This is a genomic window from Anabaena sp. WA102 (assembly GCF_001277295.1).
GTDB classification, from domain to species: domain Bacteria; phylum Cyanobacteriota; class Cyanobacteriia; order Cyanobacteriales; family Nostocaceae; genus Dolichospermum; species Dolichospermum heterosporum.
The window spans coordinates 3,561,574-3,582,169 of record NZ_CP011456.1; the positions used below are offsets into that span (position 1 = coordinate 3,561,574).

General features: G+C 37.9%; 23 protein-coding genes and 2 pseudogenes. 12 read left to right on the forward strand and 13 right to left on the reverse strand.

What is annotated here, in order from left to right:
• Positions 1-2: 2 nt before the first annotated feature.
• The 4 genes from AA650_RS15430 to AA650_RS15445 all read right to left on the reverse strand — a co-directional run bounded on the left by AA650_RS15430 (position 3) and on the right by AA650_RS15445 (position 1,513).
• The gene (locus AA650_RS15430) at positions 3-338 is read right to left on the reverse strand and encodes a hypothetical protein (RefSeq protein ID WP_027401698.1); all 336 of its coding nucleotides are present in this window, start codon (positions 336-338) and stop codon (positions 3-5) included.
• A gap of 131 nt (positions 339-469) precedes the next feature.
• Positions 470-781, reverse strand: a complete 312-nt coding sequence (locus tag AA650_RS15435) for a hypothetical protein (RefSeq protein ID WP_027401697.1) — start codon at positions 779-781, stop codon at positions 470-472.
• Positions 782-783: 2 nt separating this feature from the next.
• Positions 784-1,047, reverse strand: a complete 264-nt coding sequence (locus tag AA650_RS15440) for a hypothetical protein (RefSeq protein ID WP_015079389.1) — start codon at positions 1,045-1,047, stop codon at positions 784-786.
• Between the two features lie 37 nt (positions 1,048-1,084).
• Complete coding sequence (locus AA650_RS15445) at positions 1,085-1,513, reverse strand: hypothetical protein (protein ID WP_053539672.1); 429 nt, start codon at positions 1,511-1,513, stop codon at positions 1,085-1,087.
• An 867-nt stretch (positions 1,514-2,380) separates the two neighbouring features.
• Here AA650_RS15445 and cysK point away from each other — a divergent pair.
• Positions 2,381-3,323: pseudogene (gene cysK / locus AA650_RS15450) on the forward strand (cysteine synthase A).
• Between the two features lie 68 nt (positions 3,324-3,391).
• Here cysK and AA650_RS15455 read toward each other — a convergent pair.
• From AA650_RS15455 to AA650_RS15465, 3 genes and pseudogenes are all read right to left on the reverse strand, one after another.
• A complete protein-coding gene (locus AA650_RS15455) occupies positions 3,392-3,571 on the reverse strand; it encodes a hypothetical protein (RefSeq protein WP_053539673.1) in 180 nt (59 codons plus the stop codon).
• A gap of 207 nt (positions 3,572-3,778) precedes the next feature.
• Positions 3,779-4,201 (reverse strand): hypothetical protein, encoded by a 423-nt coding sequence (locus AA650_RS15460; RefSeq protein WP_053539674.1) that lies wholly within the window; start codon positions 4,199-4,201, stop codon positions 3,779-3,781.
• 219 nt (positions 4,202-4,420) lie between these two features.
• Positions 4,421-5,521: pseudogene (locus tag AA650_RS15465) on the reverse strand (nickel-dependent hydrogenase large subunit); the annotation flags it as partial.
• Positions 5,522-5,637: 116 nt separating this feature from the next.
• Here AA650_RS15465 and AA650_RS15470 point away from each other — a divergent pair.
• Positions 5,638-7,107, forward strand: coding sequence for a site-specific integrase (locus AA650_RS15470; protein WP_053539675.1), 1,470 nt, complete (start codon positions 5,638-5,640; stop codon positions 7,105-7,107).
• Positions 7,108-7,279: 172 nt separating this feature from the next.
• On the opposite strand, the gene AA650_RS15475 is transcribed toward AA650_RS15470, so the two are convergent.
• Positions 7,280-7,939 carry a hypothetical protein gene (locus tag AA650_RS15475; RefSeq protein WP_053539676.1) on the reverse strand — a complete coding sequence of 220 codons (660 nt, stop codon included), beginning with the start codon at positions 7,937-7,939 and terminating at the stop codon, positions 7,280-7,282.
• 549 nt (positions 7,940-8,488) lie between these two features.
• Between AA650_RS15475 and AA650_RS15480 the strand changes: the two genes are divergently transcribed.
• The 4 genes from AA650_RS15480 (at position 8,489) to AA650_RS15495 (ending at position 10,179) form a co-directional block, all read left to right on the forward strand.
• A complete protein-coding gene (locus tag AA650_RS15480; RefSeq protein ID WP_053539677.1) occupies positions 8,489-9,040 on the forward strand; it encodes a DUF6036 family nucleotidyltransferase in 552 nt (183 codons plus the stop codon).
• Positions 9,037-9,342: a hypothetical protein gene (locus tag AA650_RS15485; protein ID WP_053539678.1), complete on the forward strand. Its 306-nt coding sequence runs from the start codon at positions 9,037-9,039 to the stop codon at positions 9,340-9,342. The genes AA650_RS15480 and AA650_RS15485 overlap by 4 nt, the downstream gene beginning before the upstream one ends.
• Positions 9,343-9,527: 185 nt before the next feature.
• Positions 9,528-9,767, forward strand: coding sequence for a hypothetical protein (locus tag AA650_RS15490; RefSeq protein ID WP_053539679.1), 240 nt, complete (start codon positions 9,528-9,530; stop codon positions 9,765-9,767).
• Positions 9,754-10,179, forward strand: a complete 426-nt coding sequence (locus AA650_RS15495) for a type II toxin-antitoxin system VapC family toxin (RefSeq protein ID WP_053539680.1) — start codon at positions 9,754-9,756, stop codon at positions 10,177-10,179. Before AA650_RS15490 ends, AA650_RS15495 begins: the two co-directional genes overlap by 14 nt.
• Positions 10,180-10,296: 117 nt before the next feature.
• On the opposite strand, the gene AA650_RS15500 is transcribed toward AA650_RS15495, so the two are convergent.
• Together AA650_RS15500 and AA650_RS15505 are read right to left on the reverse strand one after the other, a co-directional pair.
• A complete protein-coding gene (locus AA650_RS15500; protein ID WP_053539681.1) occupies positions 10,297-10,665 on the reverse strand; it encodes a hypothetical protein in 369 nt (122 codons plus the stop codon).
• A 24-nt stretch (positions 10,666-10,689) separates the two neighbouring features.
• Positions 10,690-11,073: a papain fold toxin domain-containing protein gene (locus tag AA650_RS15505; protein WP_053539682.1), complete on the reverse strand. Its 384-nt coding sequence runs from the start codon at positions 11,071-11,073 to the stop codon at positions 10,690-10,692.
• A gap of 1,531 nt (positions 11,074-12,604) precedes the next feature.
• On the opposite strand from AA650_RS15505, the gene AA650_RS15510 reads away from it, so the two are divergent.
• Together AA650_RS15510 and AA650_RS15515 are read left to right on the forward strand one after the other, a co-directional pair.
• Complete coding sequence (locus AA650_RS15510; RefSeq protein WP_053539683.1) at positions 12,605-12,826, forward strand: hypothetical protein; 222 nt, start codon at positions 12,605-12,607, stop codon at positions 12,824-12,826.
• On the forward strand, positions 12,804-13,061 hold the full coding sequence (locus tag AA650_RS15515; protein WP_053539684.1) for a ParE family toxin-like protein: 258 nt from the start codon (positions 12,804-12,806) through the stop codon (positions 13,059-13,061). Before AA650_RS15510 ends, AA650_RS15515 begins: the two co-directional genes overlap by 23 nt.
• A gap of 183 nt (positions 13,062-13,244) precedes the next feature.
• Here AA650_RS15515 and AA650_RS15520 read toward each other — a convergent pair whose 3' ends face one another.
• On the reverse strand, positions 13,245-13,616 hold the full coding sequence (locus AA650_RS15520) for a helix-turn-helix domain-containing protein (RefSeq protein ID WP_053539685.1): 372 nt from the start codon (positions 13,614-13,616) through the stop codon (positions 13,245-13,247).
• Positions 13,617-13,877: 261 nt separating this feature from the next.
• Here AA650_RS15520 and kdpA point away from each other — a divergent pair, with 261 nt between their 5' ends.
• The 4 genes from kdpA (at position 13,878) to kdpC (ending at position 18,771) form a co-directional block, all read left to right on the forward strand.
• A complete protein-coding gene (kdpA, locus tag AA650_RS15525) occupies positions 13,878-15,620 on the forward strand; it encodes a potassium-transporting ATPase subunit KdpA (protein ID WP_053539686.1) in 1,743 nt (580 codons plus the stop codon).
• Between the two features lie 52 nt (positions 15,621-15,672).
• The gene (gene kdpB, locus AA650_RS15530; protein ID WP_053539687.1) at positions 15,673-17,799 is read left to right on the forward strand and encodes a potassium-transporting ATPase subunit KdpB; all 2,127 of its coding nucleotides are present in this window, start codon (positions 15,673-15,675) and stop codon (positions 17,797-17,799) included.
• Between the two features lie 163 nt (positions 17,800-17,962).
• On the forward strand, positions 17,963-18,157 hold the full coding sequence (locus tag AA650_RS15535) for a potassium-transporting ATPase subunit F (RefSeq protein ID WP_039205087.1): 195 nt from the start codon (positions 17,963-17,965) through the stop codon (positions 18,155-18,157).
• Positions 18,157-18,771 (forward strand): K(+)-transporting ATPase subunit C, encoded by a 615-nt coding sequence (gene kdpC, locus AA650_RS15540; protein WP_053539688.1) that lies wholly within the window; start codon positions 18,157-18,159, stop codon positions 18,769-18,771. The genes AA650_RS15535 and kdpC overlap by 1 nt, the downstream gene beginning before the upstream one ends.
• Here the strand turns inward: kdpC and AA650_RS15545 are convergent.
• Together AA650_RS15545 and AA650_RS15550 are read right to left on the reverse strand one after the other, a co-directional pair.
• Positions 18,754-19,080, reverse strand: coding sequence for a hypothetical protein (locus AA650_RS15545; RefSeq protein ID WP_052150108.1), 327 nt, complete (start codon positions 19,078-19,080; stop codon positions 18,754-18,756). The two genes, kdpC and AA650_RS15545, sit on opposite strands and share 18 nt — an antisense overlap.
• Positions 19,081-19,560: 480 nt before the next feature.
• A complete protein-coding gene (locus AA650_RS15550; RefSeq protein ID WP_053539689.1) occupies positions 19,561-20,433 on the reverse strand; it encodes a helix-turn-helix transcriptional regulator in 873 nt (290 codons plus the stop codon).
• Between the last annotated feature and the right edge of the window lie 163 nt (positions 20,434-20,596).

Here is a 20,596-nt window from a genome sequence, read left to right on the forward strand (position 1 = left end):
GATTAGGCTGCGACTAATTGCAACTCCAACCATAATCGAGGTTCGGACTGCTTTAACTTCGACATAGGGTCACGTAGCAATCGTTTAGCATTCAGACAAACTACTTGAATTAACCCCATATTTTCGGCTAATTCTCTGAGGATTTCTTTTTTGGATTGGATACAGGGCATTATGTCTTCTCGACAATAAATTCCTATATATTGAAACCGTTTTGCAGGTCGTCCCCAAAAACAAGTAATAACTTTCACATGACAGCCTTCTAAGAGTTCTCCCACGGCTGGGTAATAGTCATTTACGACTCTAAGAAATTCTTGGGCTAGGATGTCTTCAGTAATCATCTGACTGATTCTTCTGTAGCTTCCATAACTCTATTAATTATAACATATAATTGTTATTTAAACCTGACAAAATAAATAAAATCAATAAGATCCCCGACTTCTTTAAGAAGTCGGGGATCTAAAACTTTCAACTATCGAGAATTGCGTTCTGCTACTAAAACATCAGCAATGATATCTGGTAGACTTTTCAAATCGGTATATCCTTCTGAACCAGAAATTGGGGAAATAAAAGTATAGTTAGGATCGCAAACTCCTGTGTCATAAACCTGCATAACCCATCTATCAGGTAATCCCTCTACACCCAATTCTACAATGTACCAACTCTCACCCATTAACCGAGAATTAATCACTGTAAACCAATCTCTATAATCATCAGCAATATTCCAATCTGCCAAAAGAAATTCCAATGATATTTTTCCGGCATCAGTTGCAGTCAATAACATTATTACTCCTGAGTGACAACTTGATTAGAAACTTCAGGATATAAACCTAATTCTTTTGCCAATTGTTTAGCAACAAAAAATAGAAATTGCGCTCCATCTTGATTACCTTGATGAGCAAACATTGTGGCTACTTGTAACATTGCTTGAACTAAACCAGAATCAATTAATTCCGGTTGTGCTTCCAAAACTTCTGGTTCTTGACCATTAGGACATTGGAGAAGTTCATCAATTAAATTAAAATACTGTGTTTGGCGTTCGTCTGTCATGATAATTTAGTTTATGGTGAATGATTAATTTGAAAAATTACTGTTCGATGCTTTGTTGCCACATTCTTTCCAACATGGCAATGTGTTCTTTTAATACAGCAGCACGGTAGACAAGATATCTGTCATAAGCGATAATTCCTATACCAATACAAATGGGTGTTACTAAAAATAACCATTGCAAAATTGTTGCTAATTTATATTTTTTTGCCGCAATTTGGATTTGATGTAGAAAATTATTTTCAGATAATTTAACCTTGACTAAAGATGGCTGAGTATTGATAATTTTTGTTTGGGGAACTAATGCTGGAGATGCTATATTTATTTTCGACAATTCACAGGATAAATTCTGTGTTTTAACGAACTCTCTATGTTGTCCCCAAACTATAGTAAATACTACTGCCCCTGGAGAAATTAATGCTAAAGTTACCAAACTTACGGTAAGCACATTTAAAAGTTTGACTTTCATGTTTTCTCCATTACCAGGTATCAACTACCTAGAAAGAAAATTTATATTAGTAGGTTTATTTTTTGCACCTTTTTTATTCAAAATATGCTTATCAAAATCTCCTCAAAACAAAATTCTTTCCTTTTATATTGAGTAATACAGACAGGATTGAGATAACTTTTGAGAAATATAGGAGTTAAGAAGTCCCCCCTGATTCGTCAGACTTGCATCTTAGGAACTTCGGGGGGTAGAGGGGAATCTCTGCGTAAATCCTATATCGTTTATATCAGTTGCCCTTTTAGTCCTAACTTTAAGTGAGTTGAATTAATATTATTAAGATGATTACGATAATACTCATAGTCTGTCATCCTGACTGTGCAAGCATTAAAAAAAATATTTGGTGTGGGGGTGCTAGTATTTTTTGAGTGGGGTACTAGCATTTTTGAGGGAGGGGACGGGGTATTTTGTACTCAAAGCCAAACTAATATCGGCTATTGGTTTGAGATATTTATTAGGGAAGATTCACAAGTACAAACTGTACTCAAATGACAGCATCTCATGACAAGGCTAGACCTAAGATATCTTGAATAAGTCAGAAACAAAATTAAGATATTCTAAGGAAGGTAGAACAGTATTATTTTCAACAATCAATACCCAACATGAGTGTTGGGTTTCATGCTATTGCTCCGCAACGCTCACGCGAACAACCCAACCTACGAATCAAGACTTTTTTCAATTTGGCGAAGGTATTAACAATTAGGAATATTTTCTTGTGGGAATAGACAGAAATTATGGTAAAATGGGTATGGCTAATATAAAGAACTAATCAGATAAATATGTAACTGAAATAGATTAATATATAAACTTTAGGAGTTTAGGAGTTAAAAAATGCGAATTGCTAAAGACGTAACAGAACTTATTGGAAAAACGCCATTAATTCAGTTAAATAAAATTCCCCAAGCCGAGGGAGTAGTAGCTAGGATAGTCGTCAAACTAGAAAGTATGAATCCTGCGGCTTCTGTAAAAGACAGAATTGGCGTAAGTATGATCCTTTCCGCTGAATCTGAAGGTTTAATTTCACCGGGCCAAAACCATTTTAGTTGAACCAACATCTGGTAATACAGGTATTGCTTTAGCAATGGTAGCAGCCGCCCGTGGCTACAAGTTAATTTTAACTATGCCAGAAACCATGAGCCAAGAAAGACGGGCTATGTTGAGGGCTTATGGTGCAAGTTTGGAATTAACACCAGGAACTCAGGGAATGCGGGGCGCAATTAACAAAGCGGAGGAAATTGTTGCCAATACTCCTAATGCCTTTATGTTACAACAATTTGCCAACCCAGCTAACCCGAAAATTCACCGAGAAACCACCGCTGAGGAAATTTGGGCGGATACAGACGGAGAAGTTGATATCTTAATTTCTGGGGTAGGAACGGGCGGCACAATTACTGGTATTGCTGAAGTAATTAAACAACGCAAACCAAGTTTTCAAGTTATTGCAGTCGAACCTAGTAACAGTCCGATTCTATCAGGTGGTAAACCCGGTTCTCACAAAATTCAAGGAATTGGTGCGGGATTTATTCCTGATGTTTTGCGTCAAGATTTAATTGATGAAATAATTCAAGTTGAGGACGCAGCAGCAATGGAATATGGACGAAGATTAGCTAGGGAGGAAGGTTTATTATCAGGAATATCTTCGGGTGCGGCTTTATCTGCTGCTATTGAAGTAGGTAAACGCCCAGAAAATGCAGGTAAATTAATAGTAATGATTCAACCTTCCTTTGGTGAACGCTATTTAAGTACCGCTATGTTTCAAGATTTAATGAGTTAAACATTTTGTAAGGTTGGGTTGACGTATGTTCCCCAACATTTACCCGGTTTACAAAAAAAACAGTGTCATTATTTCAATCTCATGTTTTTAAACATGAGTTTTTTCTGTTCCCTGTTGCTTCTTCCTCTGAAACCTTGGAGAATGGTAACATTGATGCGATCGCTAATTTTTGGGTTAAAATTTTGGGGTGGTGGTAATGCTATTCCCGTTTTTCTAAACTCTGCGGGTAAAGGTTCATTATTAGACATCTCCGGTAAAGATTGTAGAGACGTTCCATGGAACGTCTCTACAGGGGTTTCATGTCACGCATATTTAATTTTCACCAGATGTCTATTGGTCAGCAAATTATACAAAGTCGCAGCTAAAGCATAAACTGTCCAATTTGGTAAATATAATTAATATAAAGCCTCATGTTAACTATCAATCATGAGGTGGGCAATGCCCACCCTACAAATTTATAAATTCACACCATGTTTCTTAGCAATTTCTACAAGTTGCTCATATTGATGTTGTGATGCTTTAGCTAAAATTGCATCTGCTTCTTCTGGATTAGTACCATCTTTAGGAATTAAATACTTAACATAAAGAGAAACAAAATCAACGACAGCAGCTAAACCTGTTAATTCGTGTTTATCGGCTTGTTTGCCAGCAATTACGGCTACTAAACCTGCTCTAATTGGGTCAGGTCTTACCTTCATAAATTGGTCAACTAATTGCTTAGAATAATCCGCTGGTGCTAAATTCTTTAACTTACTTTGATCGGGTTTAAATTCTAATCCTGCGGCTGTTGACTGATCCAACATACACCATTCTATAAATTCTTGGAGTGCGGCTTCAGGAAGTTGAGGAAGATATTGATGTAGTTCTAAATTAGACACAATTAGTTACCATTTTTAGTATTTAGTAATTCCTAATTGATAATTCTTAATCTGATAGTTAGGAATTATCAATTATTCCTTAAAATTCAGACTAACCCACTGATTTGGGAACTTTTGTACTGCACATAACAATTATATAGAACCCTGACTTATCGAAAAATAGAGAAAAGAACAGATCCCCGACTTCTCTAAGAAGTCGGGGATCTTAAGTAACATAAATTAAGCCGTTCTAAAACGAGCTAATTCTTCCCCAGTTTTCGCGTCATGGGCATGAACTGTACAGACCAAACATGAATCAAAAGAACGGGCGACATGACCCACTTCTACGGGGTCTTTCGGGTCTTGAATAGGTGTTCCAATTAATGCTTTTTCAATTGGTCCTAATTCTCCCGCACCGTCACGGGGTCCGATATTCCAAGTACCAGGGGCGATAACTTGATAATTCTTAATTTTACCTTTTTCGATTTCTACCCAGTGACATAATGCACCTCTAGCGGCTTCCGTTGCACCCCAACCTTTACCATCTTTTTCTTCTGGTTTAATATACCAAGGATCGTTTAATTTGAACTCTCTTAAACACCGTTCGGCTTGACGATATAGTTTAACTATTTCGTGGACTCTTCCTAATTGCCGAAGATGAACACTTGCACCACCCATTTGCTTGAATGTGTCGAGAATAAATGGGTCATAATGTTGCCAAGATTCCCCATGATTTCCCCCTGCAACTAATTGACGGGCGAGGGGTCCGGCTTCTAATCGTCCTAAGTCTTGGTGGAGGACTGCACTTGACCAAGAATATGCCCCATTAAAGTCTTTTTGATTGTGATTAATTGGGTTTGTTGTGCGATCGCTTGGATGCCAATCTTCTGTACCTTCATCATACCAAGAATGGGTTAAATTCTCACGGGCAAATGCTTGATTCATCAAAGCATGAGTATCAGTGAAGCTATCATAAACACCGCTTTTCATAATCACAGCAGCGTTACGTCCTTCAATGGTGGGATGATTATATTTATCCTCATGGGGAATATAACCCCAAGTCACATATTTACCCACACCAGCACCATATCGATCTAAACCGATATCTAAGCCCATGCGCCAATATAAACCTAAGTCAGATTCTCGATGTTTAACATCTTCATCTAACCACTTTTGAAAGTCTTCATAAGATTGAATTCCTTCATATCTTTCTAAAGAACATCCTAACCAAACTGGTTCTAACCAATTGGTGCGGAAATATTCCAAGATTGCCCAGGCGCGGGTAATGTCAGTTAAAGTGGGGGCGCACATCACACCACCAGGCACCATATAACTGCTATGACAACAGGTGATATGCTGTAAATGTTCCTGAGTAACTTATTTTATCAGGTAATTTTGCTCGGTAAGAACATTTTATTTTCACCATTTCAGTTTATAAATAAGGGAATATTTAGGGAATGAGCGCACAAAATCAGGGTAATTGCGAGGAGATATATTCCACATCTACACAGGAATATGCAAATGCAGACTCAAGGGACTGGTTCGCAGATATGTTTGCAGACTTTGAGCCGCAGAACACCACAGACGGCAGCTATAGAGGAACAATGGCGAAAATAAAAGCAACGGAATTACAGTATCAAGCAGTTTTTGAACAGAAGTTAATCGAAGCTAATACTAATTTAAAAAGAGAGAGAATAAGAGTTAGTATTAAACAAACTGGCAATTCTCTCCAATTACGAGCTACCCTACCGTTAAAACCAGGAGATTACAGTTTAGGTAAAACAAAAAAGCAGTATGATTTATCTCTAGGAATACCCGCAAATTTAGAGGGATTAAAAACTGCCATTGAAGAAAGTTATGAATTGGGTAAATTAATTGCTCGTCATACTTTCGAGTGGAATGAGAAGTATTTAGGAATTAAATCGAGAGAGAAGCAAGAGATAAAAACTATTGGGGAATTATTAGATACATTTGATGAAAAATATTATCAAACTCGTCAAAAAACTATCACCAGTCAAAATACTTTTGCTAACTATATATCTGTAATTAAAAGAAACTTGACTCTCTCCCATTTAGCCACAAAAGAAAATTTTGAGGAAGTTATTAATTCATTTCAGGGAAATAAAAAAAATGAACTGATTGCGGTAAGTTCGGTTTTGATTAAAACCTTTAATTTAGGATTTCAACTTGATGTCAAACGAGATCATGTTACTCCTGCTTATCGAGAAATACCTGATGATGAAAAAATAATATCTGCTTTTTACCTCTTTGAAAAATTTGCCCTCAACCGCAAAAATACAAATATTAGTGATGAAATAGACACCTGGGAAATGTGGCGTTGGGTATATGGAATGTTGGCGACTTATGGATTAAGACCAAGAGAATTATTTGTCCAACCAGATATTAATTGGTGGATGTCTCCCCAAAATATAGACCATACTTGGAAAGTGAATAAAAATACCAAAACTGGATATCGAGAAGTTATCCCTTTTGTTCCTGAATGGATAGAATTATTTGATTTACATAATCCCAAACCATTAAAGATTTTAGAACAAAAGGTGGCAAAAATTGCCTCTGTACAAAATATTAATTGGATGCGGAGAGATATATCCAGATGGTTTAGAAAGGTGGGAATTGAGTTTCAACCTTATGATTTACGTCATGGTTGTGCAATTCGAGCGCATCTTCAGGGAATACCAATTAAAGCCGCAGCAGATAATTTAGGTCATACTGTTGATGAACATACAAAAACCTATCAAAGATGGTTTGGAATTGAAAATCGGAAAAAAGCCTTTGGTGAGGTAATTAGTCAAAGGTTGTTAATTGAGTTGCAGAAGAATGAAATATTGGCGTTGAGGATGGAGAATGAAAGGTTAAGGTTGGCAGGTGAGAGATTTAGGGAAATTCTGGATATCAGCGAGAAATAAGCTCAAACTACTGTGGTTGCGGACAAACTCAGATGAATAGCCCGAAAGATTCCTCATAATACCTGGATATTGACGATATCCAGAATTTTTCTTGCTATTACCTAGACAATAAATAGTTGACAGTCGGTTTTTTAAATCTAGATTCATTCAAGTTTCTTAGAAGGCTAACTTTTCATTCTTCTTTGATAACTATAGGTTCAACCCAATCATCGTTATTAAGCCAGTCTGAGATACTCTCAGAGTCTAACTCCTGTAGCACTCTCATTAAGTGTTGAACTGTCTCAAGATAATGCTTTGTATTTTCAAACGCCAAATTATATGGGCTAGGTTTTTCGCTTGAATCTTGCCGAATAAGGTTCCCATCAGAATTATGGGTTACTATGTCTAACTTTCTTTGTTTAGCATGAACAAGCTGATTCCTCAGCTTAAACAGGCTTATAAGATTTTGCATCGGTTCACGTCCATAGTCTAATAGCTCCTGAGCCTTAGAAGAACTGAAATACTGTGTTGCGAGTCCCCACTTCTCTTCTGTACTCATTTTCTTGTCAATGTGGTCGAATAACCTTTTCGATATCTTTCCCGCCTGTCGTTGCAGAAATAAATACTTATTGATCAAGGCTTCTGCTGTCAGAGCAATAAAAATAACGTAGATTATAACCTCGTTATATTCTTCCTTCCCTAATTGGTGTGCCATGAAGATAACGTCTTCATCAGGTGGATCAGGTAGCTTTGATATCTGTCCACTATACCTCTGTGCGTTTTCGTAACTTTGTTTGGCGATAGAGAAATATGTACTGACATGACTGTACCGCAGGGAAAATGTATGTTTCATCACTCTGTCTACACCAATATTTCAACTTGTGTTAGGGTATCTACCCATTTATTATCCCCCCTCTCAAGTCCAGATTAAAAAAATGTCCAAACTAAAACTGAGGGTGCGTTAATGGAATCTCAATAATTTCACCGTTAAGCATCTTTGAGAAAAGCGATTACTAGGTCGTGCTTTGTGATCGCTCAAAATCCATTGTATTGTGCTTTCTTAACTGTGATTAACTGCGATCTTATGGGTAAGCGATCGCTAATATTGGGTTAGTGCGATCGATTAAAATCTATAATCTTGTGTTTCTTTAACTGTGATTAACTGCGATCGCTAATATTGAGTTAATGCGATCGCTCAAAATCCATTGTTTTGTGATTCTTTAACTGTGATTAACTGCGATCTCATGGGTAAGCGATCGCTCAAAATCTATTGTCTTGCGCTTCCTTAACTGTGATTAAGTGCGATCGCTAATATTGAGTTAATGCGATCGCTTAAAATCCATTTTTTTGTGCTTCCTTAACTGCGATCGCTCAATATCCAAACAAATAAATCAATAAAAATATGCGTGCAAACATTGACACTCAAAAGTTAGAACGTCTGATGCAACTCTTAGGTAGAGAAGCCCAGGGTTCAGGCTGTATCTACTTTACAGGAGGAGCTAGTGCGCTACTAATTGGATGGCGTAACTCCACAGTTGATGTTGATCTTCGTCTAGATCCTGAACCACCAGGCATTTTTCAGGCGATCGCCAAACTCAAACAAGAATTAAACATTAATATCGAATTAGCATCTCCCCAGGACTTCTTACCACCTCTTCCAGGATGGCGTGATAGAAGCGTATTCATTGGCAAACAAGGTCAAATTTCGTTTTATCACTATGATTTTACTGCCCAAGCTCTTGCTAAACTATCCAGGGGATTTGACCGTGATATTAAAGATATTGAAGCCATGTACAAACAGAAATTATTCTCTTTGAATGATTTACGGAATAGTTTTGAAGCAATTACACCGGAAATAATCAGATTTCCCTCTCTAAACCCTGATATCCTTAGAAGTAGAATTGAAAAATTTATTGAACTTTGTGAAAATAACCTGGAGGAAAATCAATCATGAATCTTAATGAATTACCTGGTGCAGAAACAATATTACCTGGACTTAATGATCTTCACAATGGTGAGTCCAATACAATAGGAGCATTATTAATTGCAATTGCCTCAACACGGTTATCTGAAGCCGGTTTAGATATCCCTAAAGATCGCCTAGCACCAGAACCAGAGTTAACTTTATATGCTAATCTCCAAGATAAACAAGAGGATGCTTACATTTACTATAATGCTTTGCTTAATCAACTAAATAGCTTTTGCAATGCTCTGGAACTAAGTTATAAATATAAACCGTCTAATTTCACTGTTTAACATCTTTGAGAAAAGCGATTCCTACGGAGTTCGCTATCGCTCAAAATCCATTGTCTTGTGCTTCGTTAACTACTATTTATTAATTGCGATAGCGTAACGCTAATATTGGGTTAGTGCGTAAGCGTTGCGCTCCGCAGGAATCGTTTTTTGCTAAACTATAATCAGAGAAACAGCAAAATTAGATTATGAACTTAGATACAATTCAACAAGATATTGCGTCTCTTCCTCCCGATGCACAACAAATCATAATCGTCCTCGTAGAAGTCCTGAAAAAACGCTACCTTCAGAATCAACAGGAATCCTCAGAAAATTCCTGGCAAGACTGGTCAGACTTTATCGGTTGCATAGAAGCTGAAACAGACCTCTCTAAAAACTATAAAAACTACTTAGACCGTGAACTTAATCAAAAATATGATCATAGTTGATACAGGCTTTTGGTTAGCTCTTGCCAATAAAAAAGATACAGTTCATATAGCCGCCAAAAAACGATTTCAAGATTTAGCTAATCAGCAATTTATTACAACCTGGTGTGTCGTCACGGAAACTTGCTATCTATTACAAAAAAGAGTAGGAGTAGATGCTCCAAAAATCTTTATTAATAAAATTTCTATAGGAAAACTACAAATCTTTGATCTCAAACAACATCATTGCCAGCGTATTGAAGAACTAATGGAAAAATATAAAGATTTACCGATGGATTTAGCCGATGCCTCTCTCGTTATTCTGGCAGAAGAATTAGGTCATGGCCAAATTTTATCGGTTGATTATCGAGATTTTAACACCTATCGCTGGAAAAATACAGAACCGTTCGATAACCTCTTTCATGAATTTTTATGATGTAATGCGATGCCTATGGCGAGGGAAGCGATCGCTCAAAATCCATTATCTTGTACTTCCTTAACTGGGATTAACTGCAACAGAAACAACCAGCACACTAAGATTCACTGTTATTATTCAAGCAGCTTCTTGAGAATTTTTAGAGGATGGTTCAGCCAGGATTGGTTCAATATCTTGGCTTTGGTCTCTTTGAATAAATTCATCTAGTAATTGAAAAAAGTAATCAAATGCAGCTTTTTCATCAATACAGGTGAGTAAAATAATTTTATCCCAAGCGTTAACGGTATGGATAGATAAGCGGTTTTGTAGCCAAGGTTGAAAGTTTTTATGAAAATCACTTTCAGTTTCAGTATTAGTAATACCTAATTCAGAGCGAGAAAAGCGATATCCCAAAATAAACATCCGTAAATTACTGATAGATGCTGTTCCCAAATATAAGCCTGGTTTGGTTTTAATTTTTTCGAGTAAGTTAAATAATGTACTCATTGAGTTTAACTCCATTAAAAATTTTCAAAATTCTTCTATTACTTCTATTTTAAACTCATTAGATAGAGAGGTAAAATCTTGAATCCAGTCATCTGGGTATAGTCCTTGTCGGGAAAGGTTGTCGAAAATTTTGCCAAAAACTTCAACACCGTAATGAACGCCATTTTCCGTAATAGTTTCAAAGCAACCTTGTTTTTCTAAGCGATTGCTCAAAATAAAGTCTTCATTATCGTATATCGTCGAAAGTCGCCAAACTTTACCAGGAATTTTACGTTGTTTTAGCCACTGTTTGAGTGTTTTGGCACATTCTTGGCAATGAAGTAATGGAAATCGAATGACAAGATTACCAATTGCTTGATGAATTTCAATAATGGCTAAATCATCCGGTAAATTATACAGAAACAGCACCTCCTAAAAAATGTTGATCTTATTTTAGTCTTGGATAAACTGCCCTTAAATGCGATCGCGCAAGCGCTGACTTGTCAGTTCGCTAATATCGAGTTAGTGCGATCCATGAGTTGATGTCTCTTTGTTATCCTGAATCATCTGCATTAGAATGTTTGCAGCTTCCGTTGCGTGATATGGCGACCAAATCGGGTACTCTGATGCAGAAAAGATAACTCGTAGTTCAGCGTCTGGGATTTGTGTGGCTAGGAGTTTGAAGAGTGATAATTTGTCTGACTGACTCAGATTGTTGACCGAAAAGACGGGACACAAGCCCCGTCCTTCTAGGACGGCTTTATGTTAAAATTTGGTCATAGTCGCCATAGGGCATTGGGAGACTTTAAACGGACATGGAGGGACGATAAGACCACTTGTGGCGTGTTTCATTGAAGTGTCAAGAATCACCGCACCTTCAGGTCGGTGAGTATGTCAAATAGTTTAAACTTCCATACAGGCAATAATACATTGATCATAAGTCATCTGTGAGGTAAAGTCTAACGAGTCCGTTAAACATCTTTGAGAAAAGCGATTCCTGCGGAGTTCTTTATGTGCTTCCTTAATTGCGATTAATGCGATAGCGTAAGCGCTGACTTGTCAGTTCGCTAATATTGGGTTAGTGCGTAAGCGTTGCGCGACCTAGGAATCGCTCAAAATACATTATCTTGTGTTTCTTTAACTGCGATTAATGCGATAGCGTAAGCGCTGACTTGTCAGTTCGTTAATATTGGGTTAGTGCGATCTCATGGGTAAGCGATCGCTCAATTGCCATTTTCTTGCGCTTCGTTAACTGTGATTAACTGCGATAGCGTAAGCGCTGACTTGTCAGTTCGCTAATATTGAGTTAATGCGTAAGCGTTGCGCGACCTAGGAATCGCTCAATTTCCATAGTCTTGTGCTTCTTTAACTGTGATAGTGCGATAGCGTAAGCGCTGACTTGTCAGTTCGCTAATATTGGGTTAGTGCGTAAGCGTTGCGCGACCTAGGAATCGCTCAATTTCCATAGTCTTGTGCTTCATTAACTGGATTAATTGCGATCTCATGGGTAAGCGATCGATCTTGTAGTGCGATTGCTGATCTTGTAGCTACTGTCTTGATTATCAAGTGATAAAATAAAAAAAGGAATAACAACTACTCACCCCAAGAACATCTTTTAGACTGCACAGCTCAATGAGGTTAAAAAAATATTAGGATAGTGCGATACTGAAGCGCGACCTAGGAATTGCTCAAATTCCATTGTCTTGTGCTTCCTTAACTGTGATTAACTGCGATAGCGAAGCGCTGACTTGTCAGTTCGCTAATATTGGGTTAACGCGATAGCGAAGCGCTCCGCAGGAATCGCCAATCTTGTAGGGTGCGTTAATGAAATGTAACGTACCTTATTACTTTTTCATCTTTAAGAAAAGCGATTGGTCAAATAGCTACCATGTAGTGGCGTTTCAATGTCAAAGTTGGTGATAATATAGAAAAGAAAAACTCTTTAAATGTAAAATCTTGTATGACTACTCGGCTAGAAGTTGAATCAGTAATCAAGCAATTGCCAGAAAGTGAAGTTCGTGATCTGGCAAAATGGCTTCAAGAATATCTTGATGAGATGTGGGATCAGCAAATTGAGGCAGATTTAGCATCAGGGAAATTAGATCGCCTCATTGCTCAGGCAGAAAAAGATATTGCAGCCAACAACGTGAGGGATCTTGATGAAATCCTTGGCGACGACTGAGTTTTGGAAAGCGTATGCTAATTTGTCACCTGAGATGCAAGAGCAAGCGCGGAAGGCTTATCAGCTTTGGCAGGAAAACTCACTTCATCCCTCTTTGCACTTCAAAAAAGTCGGTATAAATCTTTGGTCTGCTCGTGTTAGTGGTGGATATCGAGCGTTAGCCTTGAAAAAGGGTGACGATTATTATTGGATTTGGATCGGTAATCATGATGAATATGAAAGTTTTTTAAATTAGCTCGTTGTCACAAGCCAGCGAACATACCATCGCTCAATATCCATTTTCTTGTGCTTCCTTAACTGGGATTAACTGCGATCTCATGGGTAAGCGATAGCGAAGCACTGCTGCAAGCAGTTCGCAATATTTCTACTTTATTTAGGAGTGTTACAATATCAGCGAACTGACAAGTCAGCGCTTACGCTATCGCAATTTGAAGGTTTCTTGAGAATTGAGTTGACGTTTGCCGTCTAATATGTCTAATATTGTTTGTTCTTGCTCAAAAATCCCTAAAAAATCTCGTATTTCCAAATTATAGTCTTCCATTAATGTTTGTAATAATTCTCCATCAGTTAATTTAGGGAATTGTTCATTTTTCTCTTCATAGTCATAAACTAACATTCCTAATACATTTATATAATCTCGATCATCTTGGCTAAGATTTTTTTGATCTAATATTGTATTAATTCTTTCTTGAGTTATACTTAATTCAAGATCATTTGTAATAGGACGAGGTGCAAATTCTGTAATTAAACTGAGGTAATAAGGGCTAGGGATTGTTAAACCAGTTATCATTTTTCCAATTCTCCTTATCATAGTCCCTGTATAAATATGAATCTCCTCGCTGCTAGGTAAATCCATTAAGCTAAACATAAAATATACCTTGCGAATCTTGTTTTTAATCAGAAATTAATGAATTATAGAAATTGGTTATTCAATAGACATATCCAAAAAAGATGATAGAGACGTTACATGGAACGTCTCCGCAAGGGTTTCAAGTCAAGCATCTTTAATTTGTGGAGATATCTAATCAGCCTATATTCTTAGTCTAAAATTATGATTCAAGGATGGATACAAATAGCATTAACTCTACTCATAGTAGTAGGCATCACACCTATCTTGGGAAAATATATGGCGCGTATTTACCAAGAACAGAGGACAATTCTCGACCCCATATTTGACAAACTTGAGAGATTCATTTACCTGCTCATCGGTGTTCATAGTAAACCAGATATGACCGCTTGGCAATATGCAGCAGCCATATTTTACAGCAACTTAGTCATGGGATGTTTAATATTCTTCATCCTCATAAATCAAGCATGGCTACCTCTCAACCCCACGCAAATTGGTGGGATGACATGGGATACAGCTTTACATACAACCATATCCTTTCTCACCAACACAGATCAACAACATTATTCAGGAGAAACTTATCTCAGCTATGGTAGTCAAATTTGGGGAATTGGCTATTTAATGTTTACTTCCGCTGCCACAGGACTAACAGTGAGTATAGCATTTATTAGAGGATTAACAGGCAGACCATTAGGCAATTTTTATGTAGATTTAATTCGTTCGATTACGCGAATATTGTTACCCATGAGTATAGTAGGCGCAATATTCCTAATGATAGCGGGAGTACCAGAAACATTAGCAGGACCGGCAGTATTTCCCACCTTAGAAAATTCTAGCATTAGTCAGGCGATCGCTCGCGGACCAGTTGCCCATTTGGAAATTATCAAACAACTAGGAGAAAACGGCGGCGGATTTTTTACTATCAATTCTGCCCATCCTTATGAAAACCCCAACGGATTTTCTAACCTCATAGAAATCATCGCCATGTTGTTAATTCCCACATCCCTAATTTACACCTATGGAATATTTGCCAACAACAGCAAACAAGCCTGGTTAGTTTACAGCATGGTAGGCATAATTTTCATCATCTTTATTATCACTACCGCCATAGGAGAATATAACGGCAACCCTGCCATCAATACCATTTTAGGAAGTACACAACCCAACTTAGAAGGAAAAGAAATCAGATTTGGTTGGGCGCAATCAGCCTTATTTATAGTTGCGACAACCGCCACAATGTGTGGAGCAATTAATAGTTTAATTGATTCATTTATGCCCAACGGCGGTTTTGTTACCTTTGCCAATATGTTTCTCCAAATCATTTGGGGCGGACAAGGAACAGGAACAGCTTATTTATTTACTTACCTCATATTAACCGTCTTTGCTACAGGCTTAATGGTAGGCAGAACACCGGAATTTTTAGGAAGAAAAATCGAAAAACGCGAAGTTGTCCTGGCCAGTTTTTTGATTCTTTTAGTACATCCCATCGCCATCATGATACCAGCCGGAATCACCCTAGCTTTTCCCGACCAACTAGCAGGAATCAGTAATCCCGGTTTTCATGGTTTTGCTCAAGTGCTGTATGAATATACCTCAGCCGCAGCTAACAACGGTTCTGGACTCGAAGGTTTAGGAGACTCCCAACCATCACCTTTAGCCATAGCTATGGGAGCAAAACCCACTATTACCGCTTTATGGTGGAACCTCAGCGCCAGTTTTAGTCTTCTCGCAGGGCGTTTTGTCCCCATTACCGGCTTATTGTTACTAGCAGATAATATGTCTCGTAAACCAAGTGTACCCTTGACTACAGGGACTTTACGCACTGATACGGGATTATTTACCAGTGTCACTGCTGGAATAATTTTGATCTTGGGTGCATTGACGTTTTTTCCGGTTTTGGCTTTTGGTCCTATCGGTGAAGCATTTTGGATCGCTAAAGGATTATAAGTTAAAGTCTCACGCAAAGGCGCAAAGGCGCAAAGATAGAAAGAATAAAGATATGACAAATAATCTTCGTCTTCCTCATGGAACTCGTGACTCCCGTAAGCATACACCGAAAGCAAATATGCGGGGATTGTATCAAAGAGCTATTCGTGAGTCATTCGTCAAGCTTGACCCCCGCATTTCTGTCAAAAACCCGGTGATGTTTATTGTTTGGGTGGGGACAATAGTGGTTTTTTTAGTCACTCTTGACCCTAATTTATTTGGCACTGTTAAGGCTGATATTAATCAACAACGACTGTTAAATGGGATAATTACTCTGATTTTATTTTCCACCGTTTTGTTTGCCAATTTTGCGGAATCTGTGGCGGAAGGAAGGGGTAAAGCCCAAGCTGATACTCTCAGAGCTACCCGTTCTGATACTATGGCTCGGAAAATTTTATCTAATGGGGTGATTGAAACTACTAACTCTACGGAATTACGTAAGGGGGATTTAGTGAAAGTCATTGCAGGTGATATGATTCCGGCTGATGGAGAAGTTACTCAAGGTATGGGTTCTGTTGATGAGTCAGCCATTACGGGAGAATCTGCCCCTGTACTTAAACAACCGGGGACGGATATTGCTAGTTCGGTTACAGGTGGTACACGCTTGCTGTCTGATGAGTTGGTAATTCGGATTACTGCTGATCCCGGTCAAGGTTTTATTGATAGAATGATTTCTCTGGTAGAAGGTGCAGAACGCAGTAAAACACCTAATGAAATTGCTTTAACTGTGCTGTTAGCAGTTCTTACCCAGGTATTTTTAATTGTGGTTTCTACTCTTCCTCCGTTTACTGGTTATATCGCTAATTTTATTAGTGTGGTATTTGGGGAAGATGCAGGGAATAATTTACGCAATGGTGCCAGTATTGCCATTCTAATTTCTCTGTTAGTAGCTTTAATTCCTACAACTATTGGTGGTTTATTGAGTGCTATTGGTATAGCTGGCATGGATAGAGTCGCTCAATTTAATGTGATTGCTACTTCTGGGAGAGCAGTAGAAGTTTGTGGTGATATTAATACTTTAGTTTTAGATAAAACAGGAACTATTACTTTAGGCAATCGCATGGCTGATGAATTTATTCCTGTGAATAATTACTCTGTTGAAGATGTAGCCAGAATTGCCAGAATCGCAAGTCTATTTGATGAAACACCGGAAGGTAGATCAATTGTGAAGTTAGCAGAAAAATATCAGGTAGTTATAGATGTTGATGTTGATCATGCTGAAGGTGTAGAATTTTCAGCTAAAACCCGTATGAGTGGGATTAATTTAGCTGATGGTAGTGAAATTAGAAAAGGTGCGGTAGATGCAATTAAAGGTTTTGTCCGTTCTCGTGGTACTCAAGCTCCTCCAGAATTAGATGCGGCTTATGAACAGGTTTCTTTATTGGGAGGTACACCTTTAGCTGTTTGTTTAAATGACCAAATTTATGGGGTGATTTATCTCAAAGATATTGTTAAACCTGGTCTTAAAGAAAGATTTGATCAACTGCGAAGAATGGGGGTGAAAACTATTATGCTCACTGGTGATAATCGCATTACAGCTAGTGTTATTGCTAGGGAAGCAGGAGTTGATGATTTTATTGCTGAAGCTACTCCAGAAGATAAAATTAGTGTCATTCGGGCTGAACAATCTCAAGGTAAATTAGTGGCAATGACGGGAGATGGGACTAATGATGCACCAGCTTTAGCTCAAGCAAATGTGGGTGTAGCTATGAATTCGGGAACACAAGCGGCAAAGGAAGCTGCTAATATGGTGGATTTAGATTCTGATCCTACCAAATTAATTGATTTGGTGACTATTGGTAAACAGTTACTAATTACTCGTGGGGCATTAACTACATTTTCTATTGCTAATGACATTGCTAAATATTTCGCTATCATTCCCACTATTTTTGGTGCTGCTGGGATTGGTGCTTTAAATATTATGGGCTTAAAAAGCGCCCAATCAGCAATAGTTTCGGCTCTAATTTATAACGCTTTAATTATTCCGGCACTGATTCCTGTAGCACTCAAGGGTGTAAAGTTTCTACCTCTCACAGCAGATCAATTATTAAAACGCAATATCTTTATTTATGGTGTTGGGGGTATTATTGCGCCCTTTATTGCCATTAAATTAATTGATGTCATTCTGCCTTTAAACTAGAGGAGGTTTGAAAAGTTATTAGTTATGTATCAAGAACTTTTAGATCCCCCTAAATCCCCCTTAAAAAGGGGGACTTTGATTCTAGTTCCCCCCTTAATAAGGGGGGTTAGGGGGGATCAACAAGTGCCTAACGACGAAAAGAAATATCCCAACATCAGAAATTATGCACAAACATCAACTCCCGATTTATTTATTTTTAGGAATATGCAGTAATTTAATTATTGCCCCAATGGTTTATGCGGCTACATCTGAACATTTTTCTCGTTCACAAGCTTGGGCTTTAGGACTATTAGGAGTAGGAATTTTAAGTCTGTCTATTTATTTGTTTTTTGTAATGTTTCAACCGGAGAAATTTTAATGAGTTTTACTAGAGATGCTAACCAGGCTATTCGTGCTACTTTAATCACTTGGATAATTTGCGGCTTAATTTATCCATTGATCATGATTATTGTTGGTCAAATTGTATTTCCTGATCAAGCTAATGGTAGTTTAATTACTAATAGCCAAAAACAAGTTATTGGTTCTGATTTAATTGGGCAACCTTTCACTTCTGAACGCTATTTTAATGGTCGTCCCAGTACCACTAATTACAGTACAGCAGATCCAAGGAAGGATGAAAGTGGAGTTTTAAAGACAGGTATATCTGGCGCTAGTAATTTAGCTCCCAGCAATATAGCATTAATAGAACGGATTAAGGGAAATGATGGTTTTCAGGGTTTACAGACGGCAGGTATAAAACCTACTGCTGATTTGGTTTATACTTCTGGTTCTAGTCTTGATCCTCATATTAGTTTAGCAGGTGCTAAGGCACAAATTGCTAGAGTGGCAAAAGCTAGGGGAGTTCAAGAACAAAAACTGGAAAGTTTAATTAATCAGAATATTGATGGGCGTTTTCTTGGTATTTTTGGAGAACCTGGAGTCAATGTTTTAAAGTTAAATTTAGCTGTGGATGCTTTAAAATCTGGAGGTTAAATCAGACAAATAATGAAATCCTTTTCTCAAGTCCTCTCCAAATGAGTCATAAGTTCCCTGGTAAGATGTAAAAATCTTGTACCCTGGCAATACTAAAGCAATACCTATTCTGCTGTGAATCTTACCTGGATATTTATAAGGTTGATCATCAGGAACATCACCACCAATACGCATAAGTATTCCTGGTAGCCATAAGTATAATCCAGGAATTAATAAGTCCATGCTGTAAGCAATTTCTCTCATCGCTTCGTTTTCACTAAGAGCATTATTGCCAGAAAAGCTCAACTTGGCGTTTGTGATGTTCAACATTACGTTTTTAATCTCCAATAGAGATTTTGGGCGTTGCTGAATTAGGGTATGAAATTGAAAAATCAATGATTTCAAACTCTTAGAGACTTCCAAGAAATAAATTATCCTAAGAAACGAACCACAGAGGCACAGAGTACACAGAGAGAGAATTTCTGCATCAGTTTTGGGACATTTTTTTATTTGGAAGTCTCTTACTCTCTACGACTGGAGCGCCTCTGCGTGTTCGCGCAGCGTGCCGTAGGCATAACAAAATCATACTCTTAATCAGCAACGCCAGATTTTGCTAGCAGTTTCAATCCCTAATAGAGATTATTGTAACAGGAATAGGAATCTCCACACACTACCTATAGCGGTTATTGTTCGGATGCAATCCAATTGAGGGTGGGGAAATCCCGCCCCTACTAAATACTGGATTGCGTATCTACGTTTTCGCTGTGGTGTAAGGTATTTCTCAATCCTTGGCTATTACCTGTAATGATATTAACTGGTGAGTGATGCAGTCAAGTCATAATTTTGACATAGATTGATGAGTTTTCCTTTAATGCGCGATCGCACATTCTCCGGTGAAACTACAATACAATCGGAGGAATATTGCATGATTTCCCGAATAAACCAGAATGTATTTGATACTTGTCTAATTACTCGCTTCACTTTTGATTTTTCTGGTATCCATTCAACTATTGAATCCTCTGGTTTAGTTTGATAGGCAAAAGCTAAGTTGTTTAGTAGGTGCATTTCTACATCTATTTGATCTAACTGCGATCGCCATTTACCAGCAATTTCCGTAATAGCTGCTTCGTTAATTCTATCTAAACGAAAACACCAGTTATGCTGTAGTGCTTCTATGTCATGGTTATCTAATGTTTCCTCACACCAGCAATCAAGATATAGACGTTTTTCATGGGGGGTAATCTTAGCATAGTGAACTGTATAATTTAATATTCTTTCTGTTGCATCTTGATAGGAAAGTTGAAACGGTTGTTGACGCAAAATATAGTGGTCAACTTGTAACCGCCAAGATGGAAGTGAATTGTTTAAAACCCCTTCAATTTCCTTTCGCATTGGTATGGACAATTCACTGCGTTCAAGTAACAAATTGGCGATAATCTGCCCTTGTTCCACTTGTCCAATGTCTGTTAATGCACCTATGCAACGGTATAATGCGCGGATACGTGATTCCTGCCAGTCATGATTTTTGCCAATGATTAATTCATGTTGAGCGATCGCTTTGATCAGTTTGGAGATATTGGGATCTTCTCCCCACATCATCCCGAATTCGAGAGCGATCGCTTCTAGTTCGGCTTTGTCCCGTTCTGATACCGACAGGGTAATAGACTGACCTTTTCTACTCATTTTGTACGGACACTTTTACACGAATATCTCTTGTCAACTTTTATTTTCGGTGTCATTATAGATTTTAACAACGAGTTACGGACACAATATGAGGTATTTAAAAAAGATATTAAAAAAGCTAGAGTCTAGCTCTAGCTTACAAGCCCTGATAGGGATTAATGAG